16 protein-coding genes and 3 tRNA genes are annotated in these 19,350 nt (G+C 42.8%); 18 read left to right on the top strand and 1 reads right to left on the bottom strand.

The features are described from left to right. Positions 1–70: 70 nt before the first annotated feature. Entirely contained in the window at positions 71–721 is a 651-nt protein-coding gene (locus ES754_RS08275; protein ID WP_147223706.1) for a DUF4442 domain-containing protein, read from the bottom strand. Positions 722–964: 243 nt separating this feature from the next. On the opposite strand from ES754_RS08275, the gene ES754_RS08280 reads away from it, so the two are divergent. The 18 genes from ES754_RS08280 (at position 965) to ES754_RS08365 (ending at position 19,188) form a co-directional block, all read left to right on the top strand. Next, entirely contained in the window at positions 965–2,425 is a 1,461-nt protein-coding gene (locus ES754_RS08280; protein ID WP_147223707.1) for an McrB family protein, read from the top strand. A 67-nt stretch (positions 2,426–2,492) separates the two neighbouring features. After that, positions 2,493–3,977: an McrC family protein gene (locus tag ES754_RS08285; protein ID WP_227677897.1), complete on the top strand. Its 1,485-nt coding sequence runs from the start codon at positions 2,493–2,495 to the stop codon at positions 3,975–3,977. Between the two features lie 234 nt (positions 3,978–4,211). After that, positions 4,212–4,288 (top strand) — tRNA-Pro (locus ES754_RS08290). A gap of 93 nt (positions 4,289–4,381) precedes the next feature. Further along, a tRNA-Arg gene (locus ES754_RS08295) sits at positions 4,382–4,457 on the top strand. A 40-nt stretch (positions 4,458–4,497) separates the two neighbouring features. Beyond that, positions 4,498–4,573 (top strand) — tRNA-His (locus tag ES754_RS08300). A gap of 482 nt (positions 4,574–5,055) precedes the next feature. Continuing rightward, entirely contained in the window at positions 5,056–6,015 is a 960-nt protein-coding gene (locus ES754_RS08305) for an AraC family transcriptional regulator (RefSeq protein WP_147223709.1), read from the top strand. A 155-nt stretch (positions 6,016–6,170) separates the two neighbouring features. Beyond that, on the top strand, positions 6,171–7,211 hold the full coding sequence (locus ES754_RS08310; protein ID WP_147223710.1) for a hypothetical protein: 1,041 nt from the start codon (positions 6,171–6,173) through the stop codon (positions 7,209–7,211). 87 nt (positions 7,212–7,298) lie between these two features. Next, positions 7,299–8,510 carry a type II secretion system inner membrane protein GspF gene (gspF, locus tag ES754_RS08315; RefSeq protein ID WP_147223711.1) on the top strand — a complete coding sequence of 404 codons (1,212 nt, stop codon included), beginning with the start codon at positions 7,299–7,301 and terminating at the stop codon, positions 8,508–8,510. Positions 8,511–9,086: 576 nt separating this feature from the next. Next, positions 9,087–9,602, top strand: coding sequence for a type II secretion system major pseudopilin GspG (gene gspG / locus ES754_RS08320; RefSeq protein ID WP_227677899.1), 516 nt, complete (start codon positions 9,087–9,089; stop codon positions 9,600–9,602). 174 nt (positions 9,603–9,776) lie between these two features. Then, on the top strand, positions 9,777–10,343 hold the full coding sequence (locus ES754_RS08325; RefSeq protein ID WP_147223712.1) for a protein-disulfide reductase DsbD domain-containing protein: 567 nt from the start codon (positions 9,777–9,779) through the stop codon (positions 10,341–10,343). A gap of 153 nt (positions 10,344–10,496) precedes the next feature. Continuing rightward, complete coding sequence (locus tag ES754_RS08330; protein ID WP_147223713.1) at positions 10,497–12,737, top strand: cytochrome c biogenesis protein CcdA; 2,241 nt, start codon at positions 10,497–10,499, stop codon at positions 12,735–12,737. 127 nt (positions 12,738–12,864) lie between these two features. Then, positions 12,865–13,377 carry a DUF3465 domain-containing protein gene (locus ES754_RS08335; protein WP_147223714.1) on the top strand — a complete coding sequence of 171 codons (513 nt, stop codon included), beginning with the start codon at positions 12,865–12,867 and terminating at the stop codon, positions 13,375–13,377. A 258-nt stretch (positions 13,378–13,635) separates the two neighbouring features. Then, positions 13,636–15,051, top strand: a complete 1,416-nt coding sequence (locus tag ES754_RS08340; RefSeq protein ID WP_147223715.1) for a phospholipase A — start codon at positions 13,636–13,638, stop codon at positions 15,049–15,051. A 26-nt stretch (positions 15,052–15,077) separates the two neighbouring features. Beyond that, entirely contained in the window at positions 15,078–15,884 is an 807-nt protein-coding gene (locus ES754_RS08345; RefSeq protein ID WP_170231094.1) for a ComF family protein, read from the top strand. Positions 15,885–16,183: 299 nt separating this feature from the next. Then, positions 16,184–16,678, top strand: coding sequence for a pilus assembly FimT family protein (locus ES754_RS08350; RefSeq protein ID WP_227677901.1), 495 nt, complete (start codon positions 16,184–16,186; stop codon positions 16,676–16,678). Then, positions 16,669–17,190 (top strand): type IV pilus modification protein PilV, encoded by a 522-nt coding sequence (pilV, locus tag ES754_RS08355; protein ID WP_147223716.1) that lies wholly within the window; start codon positions 16,669–16,671, stop codon positions 17,188–17,190. The genes ES754_RS08350 and pilV overlap by 10 nt, the downstream gene beginning before the upstream one ends. A 2-nt stretch (positions 17,191–17,192) precedes the next feature. Next, on the top strand, positions 17,193–18,257 hold the full coding sequence (locus tag ES754_RS08360) for a PilW family protein (protein WP_147223717.1): 1,065 nt from the start codon (positions 17,193–17,195) through the stop codon (positions 18,255–18,257). A gap of 109 nt (positions 18,258–18,366) precedes the next feature. Then, complete coding sequence (locus tag ES754_RS08365; RefSeq protein WP_147223718.1) at positions 18,367–19,188, top strand: pilus assembly PilX family protein; 822 nt, start codon at positions 18,367–18,369, stop codon at positions 19,186–19,188. Positions 19,189–19,350: the final 162 nt, after the last annotated feature.

Below are 19,350 nucleotides of genomic sequence, written 5' to 3' on the forward strand. Positions count from 1 at the left end.
TTATTATTGAGCGTTATTATTAAGGGTTATTATTAAGGGTTATTAATTGATTAATTAAAGAAAAGCTGCTCTACCTACTTTGATGGTTATCTTCGTTGTTGTCTTTACCTTGCCGACGAGCTTCTAATTCAGATTTAGGTATCCAAGCCCATATCATCTCAACCGTGATAGGCTCGCGCTCGCTATTAGACTCGCGGTCATTGATAACACAAGGAATGACCATTTCACCTCTTGGGGTGTTTAAAATATCCAACCGCTGCTCATTAGATAAGGTAGCTACCGCTGCGACTTGACCTTTTTTGAGCGGGCGATAAAAATTAACTGAGTAAGACTTAACCAAAAGTACCCGATCAGACGGTAAATTTAAGCCCAATATAAAGCCAGTTGCGGTCTCAGCCAGTAGGGTAACAGCAACGGCATGGATAGAGCCAATGTGGTTTTGTACCGCTTTGTTATTGGTTAAGCTGACGACTACTTTATTAGGTTCTACGGTTTCGTAATAGACGCCCGTGGTGCCGACATAGGGCACCACTTTGCCAAAAGCTTTGGATAAAATAGCTGAGCGTGCACCTGCAGGTAAGTATTTAGTGACAGAAAGCAGCTTAGTAAATTGATTATTGACTGGCTTAAGCGTGCTGTTTGGGGTGTCCTTTTGAGGCGTAACGGCGTCAGATATTTTGCTAGGCAGATTAGTTGGTATTTTTTTTAGTAATCCTGACATACGATATTCCTCAAGTTGGGCAGTAATGAGCCATTTCCTTTCTTATTAGCAGTAACCGCTATTATCTTTCTATTATAATCATAAACCATCACCACCATAAAATGGCAATAACGTAACCAACCGTGTTGCGACTATAATTTAAATTATTATTTATGGACTGTTTTAAGCTCTTCTTAGTGTTTTTAATTGTTATATTCTAAATAACTGCCTGTTCATCAAGTGCTTTTTATACTGAGTTCTCTTATGTTTGATATCTCTACCAACTCGACCAATAGTCCCACTAATATTATTTTTACTGGCGTCGCAGGCACGGGTAAAACTTATCAGCTGCTACAAATCGCCAAGCACTATACTGATTATTTACCTGTAGTAGACAAGGATGCACTGATACAGCAATTAGTATATAACTTAAGCTGGCGCGAAGTGGTGTGTTTGATATTGTTGGACTTACAAGCTGATCAACAGGATTTGGTTAAAGTTCCTGAAATTTTAGCGCATGAGTTTTTTATATCGAAAGCAGCTCACAACGAGCGCGATAAAAACTTAAGTAATACTGCATGGTCCGTGTTACAGACGCACAGTCCTATTGAGTCTTCAACGGTCGCTTATAGTAAACGTACTGGCCAAGCTTATTTTGATAAAGATGAGAGCGGGGCGTGGTATTTATTACCAGCAAGTTATGAGTTGCTAACGGAGTTGTCAGAGCAGCTGGCAGAATTCCGGCAAGCACGGCACGATAACCCGTCTATAACTGATAAATCGCTACCCAGTCAGCGCTTTAGTAAGCAACGTTTCAATATGGTCAGCTTTCATCAAGCTTACGGCTATGAAGAGTTTGTTGAAGGTATCAGGCCAGTGATAAACACGACAGGGCAAGGCAGTCAAAATGGCCAGATGCGCTACGATATTCAAGATGGCGCGTTCTTACAGCTATGCCAGCGTGCCACCCGTGACCCTGAGCAGCGTTATGCGATGCTGATTGATGAGATTAACCGTGCTAATGTGTCGCGAGTATTTGGTGAGCTGCTAAGCTTGATTGAGCCGGATAAGCGTAGAGGGCAAGCGCAGGCAATGCAGGTGAATTTGGCTTATTCTGGGCGACCGTTTAGCGTCCCTGCTAACGTCGATATTTATGCCACTATGAATACTCAAGACCACTCTTTAGCACCACTAGATATGGCGTTGCGCCGACGTTTTCGCTTTATTGATTGTCCGCCGCAACCTGAAATATTAGCAATTATTAATGTGTTTGAGGGAACAGAAAGTGCTCAAACAGGAAGTGATACGACTATAGATTTGGTAAAGCTGTTAACCGGCTTAAATAATCGTATTATCCAAAGCTTGGGATTGGATGCACAATTAGGTCATGCATTTTTATTTTCGGTGCAGAGTTTAGCGCAATTACAAACGGCATTGATTGAACAAATTATTCCACAATTGGCACAAGCTGCTGGCGGTAATGTGCAACTCTTACAATATTTATTTAAGGATGAGCAGCAGCCTTTTAATGTGCAGTTTATTCAGGATGTGCAAGGTGGCCTCCATAACAGTCAGAACCATAATCAGAACCAACAGCAAATATTTAACGGCCAAAATGCATTCTTAGGCCAAGCAATGAGCAGCGGTGGTTATGTGATTAATCCTAATTTAATGACTAAGACGGCTGAATTTGCACAGCCTGCCATATATCAGCGCTTGTATTGATAAGAGTGCAAAGTAATAAATTTGCATGGTAAATAATAAGCTAAATAACTCGGTTAATAACATAATAATGAGCACGCTTGAAAGTCCAATCATCACCGTATTTGAGCATCAACGCTTAACGGTAAATGACTTTGTGTATGCTACCGACTTTGCTTGGTTAGTGGCGCAAGAGTTTGCAGTCTTTAGCATTAAGCGCCAGCGTGGCCAGTGGCAGCTAAAAGTGGGGCATTATATTGGCCTTATTATTCTACCAAGTAGTATGACTCTTGAGATATTGCCCAAAGCCATTGCGGGTACTCAAAACTACAGCCAATCTCAAACTAAAAGTATTTCTCAACGCGATGATATATCGCTGACGCGTCAATGGGTACAGCAAATGCTGACCGATTTGACCAGCGGCTTTAGTAACAATAACGGCAAGCTGCCTCATACTCGAAATCTAGGCCAGCTCAGTCCAGATTTAGAGCCGTTACCCAAGCAGACCCCGCCATTATCACAGTGGCTAGTCGAGAAATTCGTGCAGCTATTGGCCAGTTATCAACCTAGTAGTCATTATCAGACTCAGATTCGCAATCAATCGATGCTACAAGGCAAACTGCTGCTTAAAGAGCAACTGCGCCGCAATCATCATCAGCCGCATAAATTTATCAGTGAGGTCAGTACGCTGAGTAAAGACATGCTTAGCAATCGCTTTATTAAAAGTGCTTTATTATTAATTAAGCCGTTACTAGAGCCATTATTGCCTACGCCTTTAGTTTCCAAATCACTGCTAGCGTGGCGGCAAGTCAGCGCATTAAGTCATCATGAGTTGCGACAATTAACGCCATTATATCTAGCCGCAAGACGCCAACTAAGCACGCAGCCATTATCGCGGCAGCAGTTGCAAAGCGCTCAGCAACTGGTGGATGTCGCTTATTGGCTATTGCAGGGGCAGCAAGCGAGCGTCAGTGTTGGTAATGGCTTGAATACTCAAGCGCCTCTAGCGAGCGTCGCTCCGCTGCGGTTGTGCTTACTGATTAATATGAATCAAGCTTTTGAGCAGTGGGCAAGTCAGCGAATTACTGAGCTATTTAATCAGCGTGATGAAAACTCCGAGCCATTATATCGGACTTTGTGTCAACCGCGTGATATTTGGCTACGCGATGATACTGGGCAGACATGCTTATCTGTTCAGCCGGATTTATTGGTTTATTATTTAGATGCTGAGCCTGCCCCCGCTAAAAACAATGTTGTCAGTCATGTCATTGATATCAAATGGAAGCACTTGTCACAGGCGGCGGCAATCAGCGCCAGTGATGCCTACCAATTGACCAGTTATGCGCAAGCCTATCAAGCAGAGCAAGTATGGCTTATCTATCCAGTGACTGGCAGTACACGACAGCCTGTCATGCTTAAACCGGTAGAAAAAAATCATTACGATAACCAGAACAACCAGTATGCAGGGCTGTGGCTCATGCCATTTAATGTGCTGACAGGTAAGTTAAATAGAGGGCTATCTATTGAAAGAGAAAATAAAGACTCTAATGGTACTAAGGTCGTTATTCTAAAGTAAGCGCTATAAAAAGTAGCTTGAGTCAGTTGCAACGCTGCTGTTTCAAAGTAAAGGCCCATAAAAAATATTGTTTAGCTAAGAAAGTGCGAGTTTATTAAATTAATTGAAAATAGGGGTTGACACAAACACCGTTACCCCTTAATATGTGCACCTCGATAGCAACAAACATTAGCAAGTTAGCGGTTCTACCAATAACGAATTAATCAGAGAGACTATCGAGATAATAGAATACATCGGAGTGTGGCGCAGTTTGGTAGCGCATCTGGTTTGGGACCAGAGGGTCGTAGGTTCGAATCCTATCACTCCGACCATCTATTTTAAGAGCCTTACAGGCTTTTTTTTATGTATAATGGTTTAGTTTCTAGCGTTTTAGTTCTGCCAAGATATATAAAAGTCTTCTAAGAGCGCCTGTAGCTCAGTGGATAGAGCATCTCCCTTCTAAGGAGGTGGCCGCAGGTTCGAATCCTGCCAGGCGCACCATTTAGCCTGCAAATATTGCCTTTTCCTGGCAACAGTTATGGCGGTTGTAGCTCAGTTGGTAGAGCCCCGGGTTGTGATCTCGGTTGTCGTGGGTTCGAGTCCCATCAGTCGCCCCATTTTTTATAATGTATCTTCCTCTCTTAGTATTCTTCTAGTCTATACTTCGTTATTTTATAATTTCATATCTTAAAATACCTATCGCCATTGTCGGCGTTTTTTTTATGCCTAAATTTTGACTTTGCTCTCTACTTTCCATAAATACGCTCTCAGCAATTTAATGGTTTGCAAAGCTATGAGAACCTTTAACCTATACTGAATTTCCTTTAAACGTATATGCATGGATTTTTTAGCGTACACTTAATAAAATTAAATACAGTTATTAATTAGATGGAACGGCTAGTTTTAGTATAGTCAATACTGACAATTTTTATAAAAAGTGAATCCCTTTTGCTTTTAGCACGCTAAGGTCAGAATGTTTTTAACGTATGTATATTCTTATCTATAGTCCACAAGAAGCAATTCATCTTGTGGAATGTCTATGAAGTGGTTTATTTTGCTACGTTTGGCTAACTGGCCGTAAATGGTTAAGGATAAGTTTATGGACGCATTGAGCATGTTATTAGAAAACGTGCATTTATGCGAGACAAAATATTACCGTCTACAAGGCGCTGGTAATTGGTCGTATTCGATAACGAGACAGGACACCATTTTATTCTACTTAGTGGTATCGGGTAGCTTTTGTATTGATGTGAACGGCAGCTTACGCCAAGCGCATGCCGGCGACATGATTATGATTCCTAATACCTATCAACATGTGTCTTATGCCGTAGACCATCACGGTGACAATGCTAAAGCTCTAGATGACAAGCTGCTTAATTGTAAAGAACATGCGATTAGGCTTCATGACGATGATGACCTGAGCGAGTCAAACTTGTGCTTGATATTAATTGAATGCCAATATGATAAAGAAATGATTCGGCCACTATTATCTGTGTTACCGTCAGTTTTGCCTGAAATTCAGGAGTTACCTGAGAGTCGTTCTGAGTTCATTGAGGTCGTAATTAAGCTGTTAGCGCTGGAGTCTGAATATGAGCGTATGGGTAAGACGGCGGTGATTAATCATTGGGCAAGTATCATGATGATTGAGTGTCTGCGTACTTATATTGAGCGCTTGCCGGAGGCGACAGACAGCTGGCTACAGGCGATGAAGGATCCGTATTTGGCGAAGGCTTTGATGGTCATGCATGACGTGCCAAACCAAAATTGGACGATTAATCAACTGGCTGAAGTGGCTGGTATGTCGCGCTCAAGCTTTGCGCAGCGCTTTAAAGATACTGTTGGAATGCCGCCGCTCACTTATTTGATAGACTACCGCTTGCGCCTTGCTGCACGTTATTTGCGCTTGCAACAAAATAGTATAGGCCGTATCAGTGAGCTGGTCGGCTATGCGTCAGACTCCACTTTTAGCCAAGCGTTTAAGCGGGTTTATGGGGTATCCCCGAAAGCCTATCGGCAGCAATATCGAAAAACTGAGGGTTTAGTAATTGCTTGTCGATAAGGGTCTTTTGACAGTAGCAAAGCTGACAATGAAAGTAGGTTCAGGTACTATAGACCCGTAAGTTGTCTGGACGCGGTTACTAGTGATACCACTATATTATGCCTGTCTGTACAATGATTAATACAATATTTATTTTCTATTGGTAATGGTATGTTATGACCCAACCGACCTTTAATCCCCCTGCTAAGCCAAGCGACTATTCAAGTGCCAATCAAGGCTTGTCTGCATCTAGCGTAGATGATGGCAGTCTCCAACCTAATTTATCTAAACAACAGCAGTGTGATAGCAACCCTCAACATAGCGGATTGCTAACGCCGAACAAAGCTGAGTTGTTGGCGTTATTTACGGTACCTGCTGCCAAGCAACCTTTTAATCACAAGACCTCTATTGATAGGAGCAACACAAGCGAGATGAGCGTTGCAACCCAGCGCGTGGCTCAGTATCGCATGCAGCATGAGCGTACGCGGCTGTTGTATATGGCGTCTGCTCATACGCGCCCGACCTATTTGGTGCAAACGTTAAAGTCGCAGTTTGTGGAATATCAGCACTATCAGCTGGCAGAGCAACTTGATAAACGTGGCTTGCTCGATACCGAAGCGCTTCAGCGCTTATGGCAACAGCTGCATGTGGTCGATGATATTATCGCCGATATTGTGCATCATATGCCGGCGCAACAACCGGCAGGCTGGCAACTCAGCGTGCAAGATGGACACAATCCACTACGCTTACCCACCGTTGGTAAGTTGAAACATCCTAAGCCGATATCTGACCAAGCCAGTCTCAACAGTTACGTGCTGGGTCATTTTGGTGTCAGTAGCTTTACCTATGATCGCGGCTATTATATTGGTCATGTGATTGGCTATCTATTTAGCTGTTATTTTTGTGCGCACCTCTCTATTAGCTATAGTGTCACCGCCCTTGGTGAGGAGGTGATTGGCGACTACGATTATGCTAGCCTTGAAACCCCGCATATGGTGCGCTTATTGCAAGGGCTAGATAGCTATTGTAAAAAGCGTATCTATCAGTTGGCGGTTATCTGTGCTCGTCTAAGCGTCTATGCCTCTGATAAGCGTATTGAAAAAATGCTGATCATTGAAGTCAACGACTTTGATAAAAAATTACAACAGCAGCATTTGGATGTTTTGTTACTACAAGGGATGATGCCTGAGAGTAATGACTCAACGCCGCTGTTTTAGTTTTTCTACTCGTTTAATATGATGTTGTTACGTTTATAATGTTGAGTTTGTGTTTATACTAATTGTCGCTCTAGGATATCTAACGCTATGCCTGCCTATCATTATAAAGCGCTTGATGACTTAGGGGCGGTTAAAAAAGGTCTGCTCGAGGGCGATTCGGCGCGGCAAGTGCGCCAACAGCTGCGCGATAAACGCTGGACGCCGATAGAAGTTAGCGCAGTCAATACCACTAACGATAAACAAGGCCATAATCGCAGCCGCTACAAAAAACCTTCCGCCTATGAGCTGGCATTATTAACCCGTCAGCTGTCTGTCTTGCTCGCTGCTGGTATTCCGCTTGAGGAAACACTGGCGGCAGTCGCTAAACAATCCCCAAAAACTCATATCAAATCTCTAATGCTTGCCGTACGCTCGCACGTACTAGAGGGCTTAAGTCTGGCGCGTGCCTTACAACAAGCGACCAGTTTTCCGCCACTATATATTGCTACTATCGCTGCTGGTGAAAAATCCGGACATTTAGATTTAATTCTCAATCAGCTGGCAGATTACACCGAAAACCGCTTTGCGCTACAAAAAAAAATTCAAGGGGCAATGGTCTATCCGATTGTGCTGATGGTCATGGCAGTGGCGGTTATTATGGGTCTGATGAGCTTTGTGGTGCCCAAAATCGTGAAGGTATTTGAGCAGTCCGAACAAGCGCTACCGCTGATTACCCAAGTGGTGCTTGCGATGTCCAATGCCATTACGCAGTGGTGGTGGCTGATGCTATTGGTATTGGCAGGTGCTGCTTTTTTATCTTATCGCTTTGCCCAAACTCAAGCGGGCAAGCCAATCATTGATAGCTTAGTGCTTAAATTACCGATACTTGCACGGCTCTCTAAAGGTCTCAACGCGGCACGCTTTGCCAGCACGCTAGCGATATTGGTACGCTCAGGAGTACCGCTGATTGAGGCGCTACATATTGGCGCGGCGGTCACCACCAATCTGCATATCAAGCAAACCATCATTCATGCCGCTGATAGAGTCACCGAAGGGTCTAGTCTGTCAAGCCAGTTGGATAAATCGCCCTACTTTCCACCAATGATGGTCCAAATGATAAAAAGTGGCGAAAACTCCGGTGAGCTGGAAAGTATGCTCAGCCGTGCGGCTAGCATGCAAGAGGCTGAGGCGACCAATTTTATCAGTACTTTACTGTCACTATTAGAGCCATTAATGCTGGTATTAATGGGCGTGATAGTTATGACTATTGTGATGGCCGTGATGCTACCCATTGTTAATATGAATGATTTAGCGGGCTAGCTTTCATCTTTCACTACTCTTCCATTATTTATAATATTTTATTTTTTATTCACCTTTTAACTGCCTTTTTTTAACTTATCACTTAAGCACTTTACTGCCTGCTCTTTCAAAACCTCTCATAGTTTATTCCAATTCCTGTTCTTTAACACTCATTTATAACTTATCAATTTATCTTAACCTAAATTTAGGTTTCTTAAGTTTTACTTACTGTTGTAGATTGTTGTCAAACTACTGATTTCTCTGCTTGTCACTTAACCGTTCAGCTATAGTGGACAGTGCTAAGAACTGATTAGGTGAGAAACAGCTTTTTTTCGACTTACTTGCCGCTGAATAACGAATGGGTAATGAAGTAACAACAATAGGGTAGTGCGCCAAGACTAGACTATAGCGCTTAGGTGTTGCGAAAGAATATGCAAAGCAAAAGGCGTTGATAATAACGGCGCGATAATCTACGGAGAGTGGTAGATAAATGTAAAATCATGGTCTATAGTGATTATTATTTAAACATTAATATTTGTATTGAAGCATCAACACCTAACAGTGACGCCCTCTTCTATGCCTATGAACACTGAGATTATGAACACTAAACCCCAAGCACCTGTTGTGACAGTGCACCAAGCACGCCGTACCTCGACGAGGCACACATTTTTAAATAAGCGTCAAATACCCACTTATGGACGAAACCAATCCGGTTTTACCCTTATTGAGATCATGGTGGTGATTGTTATTCTGGCGATTCTGGCTGGTTTAGTCGTTCCCAAAGTAGTGGGACAAAGTGATAAAGCACGGGTAAAAACTACTGAGACTGCGCTAGCAACAGTCTCTAACGCGCTGGATATGTATAAGATTGATAATTCACGTTATCCCACCACTGCGCAGGGTTTAGACGCATTAACGACACCGCCTGCGGATGCCAAAAACTATCCTGAAGGTGGTTATATCAAAGGCGGCTATCCAACAGATGGTTGGGAAAATGAGATGCAATACGTTGCTCCGGGTAGTGAAAGTCGGCCTTATGATTTATTTTCACTGGGTGCTGATGGTCAGCAAGGTGGCGAAGGTCAAGACGCTGATATTTATGCCCAGCTGTAGCGGCATTGTTAAGAGCTAAATAGAGAGAATATAAGTGACTGAATAATTTAACTGCAGTCGCCAGGCCACTACTAGGTCGTCAAAAACTACCAACCAATAATGCGTTATTGGTTGGTAGTTTTTTTATCGTTATAACTTTTATATATTTTTATTAGTAATCATAGGTAGCTATTTATGTTCATTAAGACGTCATTCACTTCATCAGCATTAAACAAAGTAATCCCTAAAAAATCTTATATCTTTGCACTTGCCTTAACCAGTACCTCGTTATTGACAGGACTGATGGCAACCTCAATGACAGCGCAAGCCGCTGGTTTAAATGAATTATTCGGTAATAGCCAAAGTAGCGCATCGAAGTTTTTGCCCGTAGATAAAGCTTTTCAAGTAACGAGCAGTAGTAAAGCTTCCTCTAACGGTACGCGCTTTTCGATTAATTTTGATATCACTCCAGGTCATTATGTTTACAAAGACCAGCTTACCTTAAGCTTTCCTAAAGGAGTGCGCGCAACCCCTTTTACTTTTAGTCAGTCACCGGTCGCAATCAATGATCCAACTTTTGGCAAAGTACCTGTGTTTACTCAAAGAAATATGGTGGCAACCACGACTTTGACCTCTACTAATGGCAAGCCTATAAAAAATGCAGCAGTCGTTATTGGCTGGCAAGGCTGTGCTAAAGCCGGACTGTGCTATCCACCCGAAAAGATTAAAACCACAGTCAATGTTGCGGCGACCCGTAAATAGTTATTGAGCAAATAATTAGCTGGCTATTTGATAACTGAATACCTAGCAATTAAAAATATAAACCTCATAAAGGTACAGATATAACGCCGACCCTAGATGAGCTTGTTGCATTAGCAAGTCTGTTTAAACGTTAGTAATAAAAGGTAGCCCTTCATGTCTATAAAGACGCCTGCAAAAAAATCATCGTTAATCAAAAAAATTAACCCCAAAAAGTCTTATGTTTTTGCGCTTGCGGTAGCCAGTACTACGCTTATTACGGGATTGACTGCCACGACAATGACGACTCAAGCGGCTGGTTTGGGTGATTTGTTTAGCAGTGACCAAGGCAGCGCGCAAAAGAAGTTTTTACCCGTAGATAAAGCCTTTAAAGTCAGTACCAGTACCAAAACTGCGGCTACTGGTACACGCTTATCGATTAACTTTGACATCACCCCTGAACACTATGTTTATAAGGATCAAATCAAGCTAACCTTGCCTGCTGGGGTAAGTGCTGCTCCGTTTACTTTTAGTCAGAAGCCCGTCTCAATTGATGATCCAACTTTTGGACAAGTGCCAGTATTTGATCAAGCAAATATGGTAGCCACTACGACTTTGACCAGTAATAGCGGTAAAAGTGTAGATAAAGGTGCGGTTGTTGTCGGGTGGCAAGGCTGTGCGAAAGCGGGCTTATGCTATCCTCCTGAAAAGATTAAAACCACGGTTAATATTGCAGCGACTCCGCAAAAGGCAGCGATAGCGGCGGTTAGTACTGCTAGTAACAATAATGCTAGCAGCAACGCAAAAACAGATGCTGCAAAAGCAACGGCAACTGCTAACTCAGAACAAAAGAGCGCCAATACTACTGACGGTGCTGTAAATACAATAACTGGTGCTGATACGACTAGCGATATTGGGCAACAGGATAGTGATACTGATGGCACTTTAGTAAGTAACGAATCTTTAGATAGTACTGACCTTGAAAGCACTGATTTAGAAAGTACGGATAATAGCGATACCAACACGATTTCTGGTGCGGATAGCAGTATGATATCTGGAGCGGACAGCAACACCATAAGTGGCGCTGATACTGCCAATAGCAGTAACGTTGTTGCTGGCAATAATTTAGAAGAAAGTGATCCGTTTGGCTTAGCTAAGCATCCTTGGTTAGCGCTTGTTTTATTATTCTTAGCAGGTTTAGGCTTGGCATTCACCCCTTGTGTATTACCTATGCTGCCTATCGTTGCTAATATTGTTGCCCGTCAACAGAACCCGACGGTCAAAAAAGGCGTTATCTTAACCACTAGCTATGCGATAGGGGTATCAATTGCTTACGGTATCTTAGGGGCAGTGATAGCGGTCTTTGGTGAGTCATTAGGTATTATCGGTTGGCTGCAAAACCCAATTATTTTGATTAGTTTTGCTATCATTTTTGTATTATTAGCCCTTTATATGTTGGGTGTGTTTTCGATTCGCTTGCCACGTTTTATTACTAGTAAGATGGAAGGCTTAAGCCAAGCTGGTGATAGTAAATTGGGTAGTGCTGGCGGAAGCTTAGCCGCTGGATTCTTATCTGCATTAGTGGTATCCCCTTGCGTGTCTGCACCATTATTTGGCGCGTTGCTTGCAGTCTCAACGATCGGTAGTCCACTGCTTGGCTTTGCTGCATTGTTCATGCTTGGGTTTGGTTTATCAGCGCCACTTATTCTAATTGGTGCGACCCAAGGTAGCATCATGCCCAAAGCTGGCGAGTGGATGAACTGGGTTAAGCAAGGCTTTGCCCTATTGTTATTTGCCGTGGCTTTATTATTGATTGAACGGGTATTCATTTCACCGGTCATGTTATTAGTATGGGCGCTATGGTTTATGGTTGTGGCGACATGGGCATGGAGCTGGTTAGGCAAAGGCCGGATGCTGACTCAGGCACTTGGTTTAGTGGCTGGTATTTGGGCTGCCTGCTTGATTATTGGGGCCGCTTTGGGCAATGATGACAGTCTGCATCCTCTAGCATCATTAAGCGCTGCCCCAATGGCTATTCAGTCCATAGGTGGACAATCCACGGGTAATAATAGTGTTAGCAATGCGTCTGATGAGAAAATCACTACTTTAGCAGAGCTGGATGCCATTACTGCTGCCAACCCGAAAGTGTTGGTTGATTTGACTGCTGACTGGTGTGTTGAGTGCCGTATTATGGACAAGAATCTATTCCATAATCGTCCGGCACAAATGCAAGGCTGGCAGTTGGTGCGTTTAGATATCACCGATACCACCGAAGATTCTAAGGCTATTTTAGCGCGCTATAAGTTATTTGGGCCGCCAACGTTACTCTATTATCAAGATGGTCAATTGGTTAATAAACAAGTTGGCGAAATTGGTCGTCAAGAGTTCGAACAGACATTGACGGCGCTAAATAAATAACGCAAAATCAATCAGTCTTAATCTTAAATATTATCAATGAGTCAGCGCTGCTATAAACCAGTTGCTGGCTTGTTTGTTTTTATTGAACCAACTTTGTAATATCTTTAAAAAGAGTCATCCTACCTCTATGAATATTCCTATCCTCTCGAATGCGGTTGTAAAACAGGCTCGATATTTAACAATAGGCTTGCTTGCTGCTTCGGTTTTGCTGAGCGGTTGCCAACCAAACGAGTCGTTATCTTCTACTATTAGTCAAAATAATGATATCAATAGCGTGGTCGAAAATGATAATAGCTGTCAAAATGACACCATCGTTAAAGCTTTTAAAGCCAAACTATCAAACCGTCAAGTCAACGGCTGCGGTACTATTATTAAAGCTTTACCTGACGATAATGAAGGCAGCCGTCATCAAAAAATACTGATTGAACTTGAGGGTATTAGCCCGAAGCAGACCTTACTATTGGTGCATAATATTGATGTAGCACCGCGAGTGGCTGACGTGACAAAAGGCACACCGCTGAATTTTTATGGCGAGTACATTTATAATGATAAAGGCGGACTGGTACATTGGACCCATCATGACCCTGCCGCGCGTCATCAAGGTGGCTGGATTGAAAGTAATGGCGTACGCTATGACTAATAATGCAGTCTAGTATCTGCAAAAATAGTTGTCATTAATCAGAATTAAATATTAATCACTATTGAGTCCACAATCTCCTCTAGTAACAGTGGTATATTTTCATTACAATAAATTAACATTTGTAAAGCAGCGATACTCATTAGCTATTGCTGCTTTTAATACCTACTAGTCTTTATATCACTACCTAATTTAGCAATTACACCAATGATTACCTCAGATACTCTGCTGGCTACAATGTCAGTAAGATAAAGGACGTCTATGTTTGCCCATATTATCTCGCCGCGTCAAAGCGTTCATTACCAAGGTATGCCTACTTATCTAAGCCTTGCTATTGGACTAGTGCTCATTGGTGGTAGTGTGCAAGTACAAGCTGCCAATAAAGGGCAGGTATATAATGAGCTGCCCGCCGAAGGTGTGTTAGTTGAACCTAAATCTGATAGCTCGTCAAAAGTGGTTTATAAGCGTTCACAATCTTCCAAGATAACGGCTGATGAGAGTAAATTGGCGGATAAAGACTTTGTAGCAATGAAAGCGAATTTGTTTGTTGAATGTACCCAAGTACAAAGTAGTGCCGCGCGTTTGGCCTGCTTCGATCAAGTCGCTCAGCAAGGTACTACGCCAAGCTATACCATGACCAAACAACCGTTAGATTTAGCAAAAACTTTGAAAACAACAGTAACCGGTAAACCACAAGTCATCCTTGCAGAAGAGGGTACAGATACTAACGGGCTGCTTGCTAATCAGTCAGAATTTAACCAGTCACCCTCTAACGAGGGCTTAGACACGATTGGACTGACTGAAAGAGAAGCACAAGTATTAGAAGACGTTGGTGTCACTCAAGCGGATATCGAAAAATATACGCCGTTAAGTTTAATTTATGATTTGGATAAGAATAGCGAGCGCGGTACGTGGACACTAAGACCCCATAACCCCAACTATATACTGCCATTATTCTACACCGTTGACCCTAACCTAAGTCCGGGGACCCCCTCGCAAGAGCAAGAGTCTTTTACTTCTAATGATATACGCAATACTGAGCTAAAATTCCAATTATCTTTTAAGAGTAAAGTAGCTGAAGACTTATTTAATACGAATGCCGATCTATGGTTTGGTTACACGCAGCAGTCGCACTGGCAAGTCTATAACGAAGACAACTCAAGACCGTTCCGAGCGACTGATTATCAGCCAGAGATATTTTTGACTCAACCTGTTACCGCAAATCTACCCTTTGGCGGGCGTTTGCGCATGCTAGGAGTCGGAGCAGTACACCATTCAAATGGTAAGTCAGATCCGATATCGCGCTCATGGAACCGTGTCTATTTGATGGGCGGCGCTGAATGGGGTAAATTCTCAGTCATACCGCGTATATGGACACGCATAAAAAATGAAAATGAAGATAAGGATGATAACCCAGATATCGAGGACTTCATGGGCCATGGTGATGTGACTTTCTTGTATGACCTACCCAATCAGAAGAGTCTAAGTGGTACCTTGCGCTATAACGCTAAAACTAATAAAGGTGCTGCACAAATTGACTATATTTATCCATTGACGAAAAATCTCAATGGCTATGTGCAGCTGTTCCAAGGTTATGGCGAGTCGCTTATCGACTATAACTATGAGAATACCGCCATTGGCGTTGGGATAGTGCTTAATGACTGGAAAGGGTTTTAATCAGAGGGCAAATATATAGCGCCTATATGCAACGTTTAGCCCCTTACCAAAGCGGCCTATGGCTGGCAGAATATCTTAATAATCGCTGTCAGCTCTGTCGTGTTACTCGCAGTGAGCGACAAGGATTGCCTCCCTCTAGACATCAGGATACTGGTCTATTGTCAGTTGCCAGCTCTCGTTTTAATAAAGGGCTGTTATGTCCACACTGTCATAATCATATTATGTGGGTGCCAACTTCTTTTGAGGTGGATATGTCGGCAGGTACGTCGCTATCTATTCAAGCGGCAAGCTATTATGACTATCCTATTCGCCAAGCCATTCGCGCTTTTAAACACCATGAAGACATGACCAAGCTGCCCTTACTCGTGCATGTATTGCGTCAGTTACCCCGTCCTCGCGGCTGTCACAGCAGCAATAGTGTCATCATTCCCATGCCCACCACATCCAGTCGCTTAATGAAGCGTGGCTTCGATCCTGTAACCGTTTTATCTGCTTATTTATCTAAGCATTGGCAAATTCCATTATGGGATGGGGTACAGCGTGTTGATCATACCGTCAGCCAACAAGGGTTAACCCGTGCTGAACGCTTAACCAACCTCGATAATGCCTTCAGTATTAGTGAGCTGCCACTTGCCAAACGTCTGCTATTATTCGATGATGTGGCCACCACTGGTGCCAGCCTACAAGCATTGGCACGGACGTTTCTTGATTCTACGATAGAAAGTTCTGTTACTGGCTTCTCTACCCCTGACGCACATATCTCTTCTACCCACTCTTATAAAATTACAGCCTACGCTCTAGCGCATGGCAGCTCTCGTTATAAAGAAATATAATTCTATAGACCAAATCCTCATATTGCCCTGAGAAGCATACTTTCTCTCTACTTATTGTATTTATGTATAATAAGTACTACTGTACTGTGTCTGGCTGTTCTTGGCATGTTTAATAGGTAGGTGTTAAGAAAGTTTATATTCTTATTTGGAATCTACCTCTATATTAAAATATAGTGGAATGAAAATTGCATCGTATAATACCTAAGCCCTTTAAATATAAAAGGTTTAAACGGTAATGTTGATAAATAAAAGGTTAAGTCCAATGATTTATCAGGAGCTGTCAGCAATAGGATATTTATGTGAACGTGTCTACCAATAGCTCGTCATATTTGCAACCCGCGACCAGCGCAGGATTTACCCTGATTGAGCTGATGGTGACGGTTGCTGTCCTTGGCATTATCTTGAGTATTGCTGCGCCCAATATTAGCACTCAGCTTGCCAATCAGCGGGTAAAATCTACCACAGCTACTCTCAACAATGCGCTAAAAGAAGCCAAGGTTGAGAGCGTCATCCGTCGTCAGCCTATAACGGTAAGCTACGATAATGAAAGCAGCCCCAAATCTATTATTATAAAAGGCTTAGATGCCCAGCCTATAGCAAGTTACAGCTATGATGCCAAAAGTAGTATCAAAACCGCAACCACTACCAAAATTATTACCTTTGAGCCAAGTAAGCGCGTCACTGCTGCCGTCATTTATACTATTTGCGATAGCAATAGTGCGGCCAGCTCTCGGCAACTTGTGGTCAGTAGCGTCGCCAGTATCACCAGTCAGCTGGGAGGGTCATGTCCATGATTAGGTTGTCTTATCAGCGCGGGGTCGGACTGGTAGAAGTGCTGGTCGCGGTCCTATTACTATCTGTGGCGGTGCTGGGCTTTAGTGCTTTACAGCTTCAGGCCATCAAAGCAACCGAAGAGAGCTTGGTCCGTACGCAGGCGCTGAGTGTCGTACGCGGCTTAGCCGAAAATATGCGCGCCAATCCATTACAGCTCGGGGCTTATGAAACGGCTATCAACGATACCAGTATAACAGTCGTAAACTGCGTCGGAGTCACTACCTGCACTGCTAAAGAAATCGCTGCTAAAGAATCTAAAGCAGCGGTCAAAAAGCTACAAGAGTATGACATCAGAATAAAAATGAAGACATGCCCGAGTGCTGCCAATATTTCTGAATTTTCTCAGATTAAATGTGTGATTGCTGCTTGGGGCGATACGCTGCCAGAGATGGGCACAAGTGCTCAAGACTGTGCTAATACTGATGGTACTTACAAAAGTGGCAGTACTTGCGTTATTGTAGAGGCCTACTAACTATGTCTAGCTATCGATTACCGCAGCGCTTGCAGAGTGAAGTACAGCAAGGGTTTACCCTTATTGAGCTGATGATATCTCTTGTATTAGGCCTGCTGATATCAGCCGCAGTTATGCAAGTATTTTTGACCAGTCAGCGTGTGGATCGTATTCAGACTGCAGGCTCTGAGATTCAAGATAAAGCCGTGTTTGGTCTACAGTCTATCGAGCCGCAAGTGCGCCTCGCCAATTTAGGCAACGATGGTGTTGCCATTAATGACCATACCGCATTGGGCGGGATTGTCCTTACGGTAGGTAAATTTGACCCCAACGCAGAAGTGGAACAGGAAGCAGACGAGGGTAATGACAACGACGATACCTCGAACACCTCAGGCAGTAGCAATGTCATGATAAAAAACAGTCTTAAAAATGGTTTCTTGACTCGCAGTCAGGGCATGGACTCTAAAGGAAATAATAATAGTAAATGGAATGGCAGCTTAACCAATACTGATGTCTCTAGTGATCAGCTGACCATCCAATATATTAATACGACAGGGCGAATTTTAGTGGACTGTGAGGGTAAAGATATTTTAATAGGTGCGCATGTCATCACTCGTTATTTCATCAAAGAAGGCAGTAATAACACCAGTAAGCTTGCTCGAAAAAATCTCAATCTCAACTGTGAGGCTGGACGTATAGAGAACAATAGAGTGATCAACTTTGGTCGTAAAGCAACGGGTGAAACCATCATTGAAAATATTGATCAGTTTAATATTCGTTTAGGGGTTCAAAGTACAGACGTGACCAACGGTGTACTAAGCTACCAATATGCCGATATGACTGTTAAAGAATATATGGATATCGACGACGGCGCAAAGCCCAATATCACCAATATTAGAATCGCTATATTAGCGAGAAGTACTGCCAATAGTCCTGAGGCTAGCGCGGATGTTTTTGATGTATTTGGCAGCAATCAAACGTTAAAAACCCAAGCGGACGCACCCAAATACCTGCGCCGCGTTTATGAATCAAATATTTTACTACGCAATGCTCGCGTCATGCGTATTATTGATAGTAGCGCGCCATAAACTATAGCGCACCGTAAGTAGCTGTTAGTTACTTATTATAGGTCAAGCATATAAGATAACTTTAGCCTTAGGTTTGTTGGCTGATGCATATTAACAAAGGTAGCTCGCCATGAATAACAATAAACCGTACGCTTATCCTTCAGTAGCTTCTGCTCAACGCGGTGCTGTATTAATCGTGGTATTGCTGTTTTTAATGTTAATTATGCTCGTTGGGGTAATTGCGGTACGTAATAGTAGTACGGATTTAAAGCTTGCGACCAGTGATCAGATTAACACGGTATTATTGCAATCGTCAGACAGCGTTAATAATAAGATTGAGATGTCCGTCAACGGTGACCCTATCAGTAATGAGCATAAGCAGATCATGAGTTTTACGGGTATTTTTGGTCATTACATTCTTAACGATAGTGCTGAGAATGACATTATTGACTTTTGCTATCGTCCACGCGTCGGTTTCTTTAATATTAATAATGCCGCGATACGCCGTAATACGGGTAAGCTCGTTACTAATACCGAGGGCTACTGCGACCCTAAAGTCACTGGCGACTATACCAGCGCCCGCAATACGACCATGACCCAAGTGATGATTAAAAATGTCAATAAGGCGGCGGGTGCTAGAGCGTTCGGGCACATGACATTGGGCTCAGACACTGAAGCCAAAACCACAAAAATGCACACTTTTAATATTTACTCGACCTCAGTATTGCCCTCTTATGGCAACGCCAAGACTGACAATATTCAAGACTGCTTTCAAAAAGATGCCTCGGCCACAGAAGGTGGCGTGGCAGAGTGTATGACTAAAAATAATGTTCCTAATAAAATGCTGGTTGAGCAAGTTGATGTTGCCAATGTGCAAAGTGGGGAGTTCTGTAACTTTTTTGGTAAAGATACCAAGGGCAATAGCTCAAGTCAGCTGTGCAAAGACAGCTAATCTCTGCTGTTCGTTATAAGGGATAAAGTTAATAGGTAAGTCGCTCAAAAAATTCCTTTGAATAACGTATGTTCAGTCACTTTATTATTTTCAGTTTGTAAACGTTATTTCATTACTATACTAGTTATTTTATTAATACTAATTGATTATCGTTATTCTATT

The organism is Psychrobacter frigidicola, assembly GCF_007997305.1.
Classification (GTDB): domain Bacteria; phylum Pseudomonadota; class Gammaproteobacteria; order Pseudomonadales; family Moraxellaceae; genus Psychrobacter; species Psychrobacter frigidicola.

Bases quoted from the DNA above. Each gene is read 5' to 3' on its own strand.
- ES754_RS08275 (WP_147223706.1), bottom strand. From the start codon at position 721: ATGTCAGGATTACTAAAAAAAATACCAACTAATCTGCCTAGCAAAATA.
- ES754_RS08280 (WP_147223707.1), top strand. From the start codon at position 965: ATGTTTGATATCTCTACCAACTCGACCAATAGTCCCACTAATATTATT.
- ES754_RS08285 (WP_227677897.1), top strand. From the start codon at position 2,493: ATGAGCACGCTTGAAAGTCCAATCATCACCGTATTTGAGCATCAACGC.
- ES754_RS08305 (WP_147223709.1), top strand. From the start codon at position 5,056: ATGGACGCATTGAGCATGTTATTAGAAAACGTGCATTTATGCGAGACA.
- ES754_RS08310 (WP_147223710.1), top strand. From the start codon at position 6,171: ATGACCCAACCGACCTTTAATCCCCCTGCTAAGCCAAGCGACTATTCA.
- gspF (WP_147223711.1), top strand. From the start codon at position 7,299: ATGCCTGCCTATCATTATAAAGCGCTTGATGACTTAGGGGCGGTTAAA.
- gspG (WP_227677899.1), top strand. From the start codon at position 9,087: ATGAACACTAAACCCCAAGCACCTGTTGTGACAGTGCACCAAGCACGC.
- ES754_RS08325 (WP_147223712.1), top strand. From the start codon at position 9,777: ATGTTCATTAAGACGTCATTCACTTCATCAGCATTAAACAAAGTAATC.
- ES754_RS08330 (WP_147223713.1), top strand. From the start codon at position 10,497: ATGTCTATAAAGACGCCTGCAAAAAAATCATCGTTAATCAAAAAAATT.
- ES754_RS08335 (WP_147223714.1), top strand. From the start codon at position 12,865: ATGAATATTCCTATCCTCTCGAATGCGGTTGTAAAACAGGCTCGATAT.
- ES754_RS08340 (WP_147223715.1), top strand. From the start codon at position 13,636: ATGTTTGCCCATATTATCTCGCCGCGTCAAAGCGTTCATTACCAAGGT.
- ES754_RS08345 (WP_170231094.1), top strand. From the start codon at position 15,078: ATGCAACGTTTAGCCCCTTACCAAAGCGGCCTATGGCTGGCAGAATAT.
- pilV (WP_147223716.1), top strand. From the start codon at position 16,669: ATGTCCATGATTAGGTTGTCTTATCAGCGCGGGGTCGGACTGGTAGAA.
- ES754_RS08360 (WP_147223717.1), top strand. From the start codon at position 17,193: ATGTCTAGCTATCGATTACCGCAGCGCTTGCAGAGTGAAGTACAGCAA.
- ES754_RS08365 (WP_147223718.1), top strand. From the start codon at position 18,367: ATGAATAACAATAAACCGTACGCTTATCCTTCAGTAGCTTCTGCTCAA.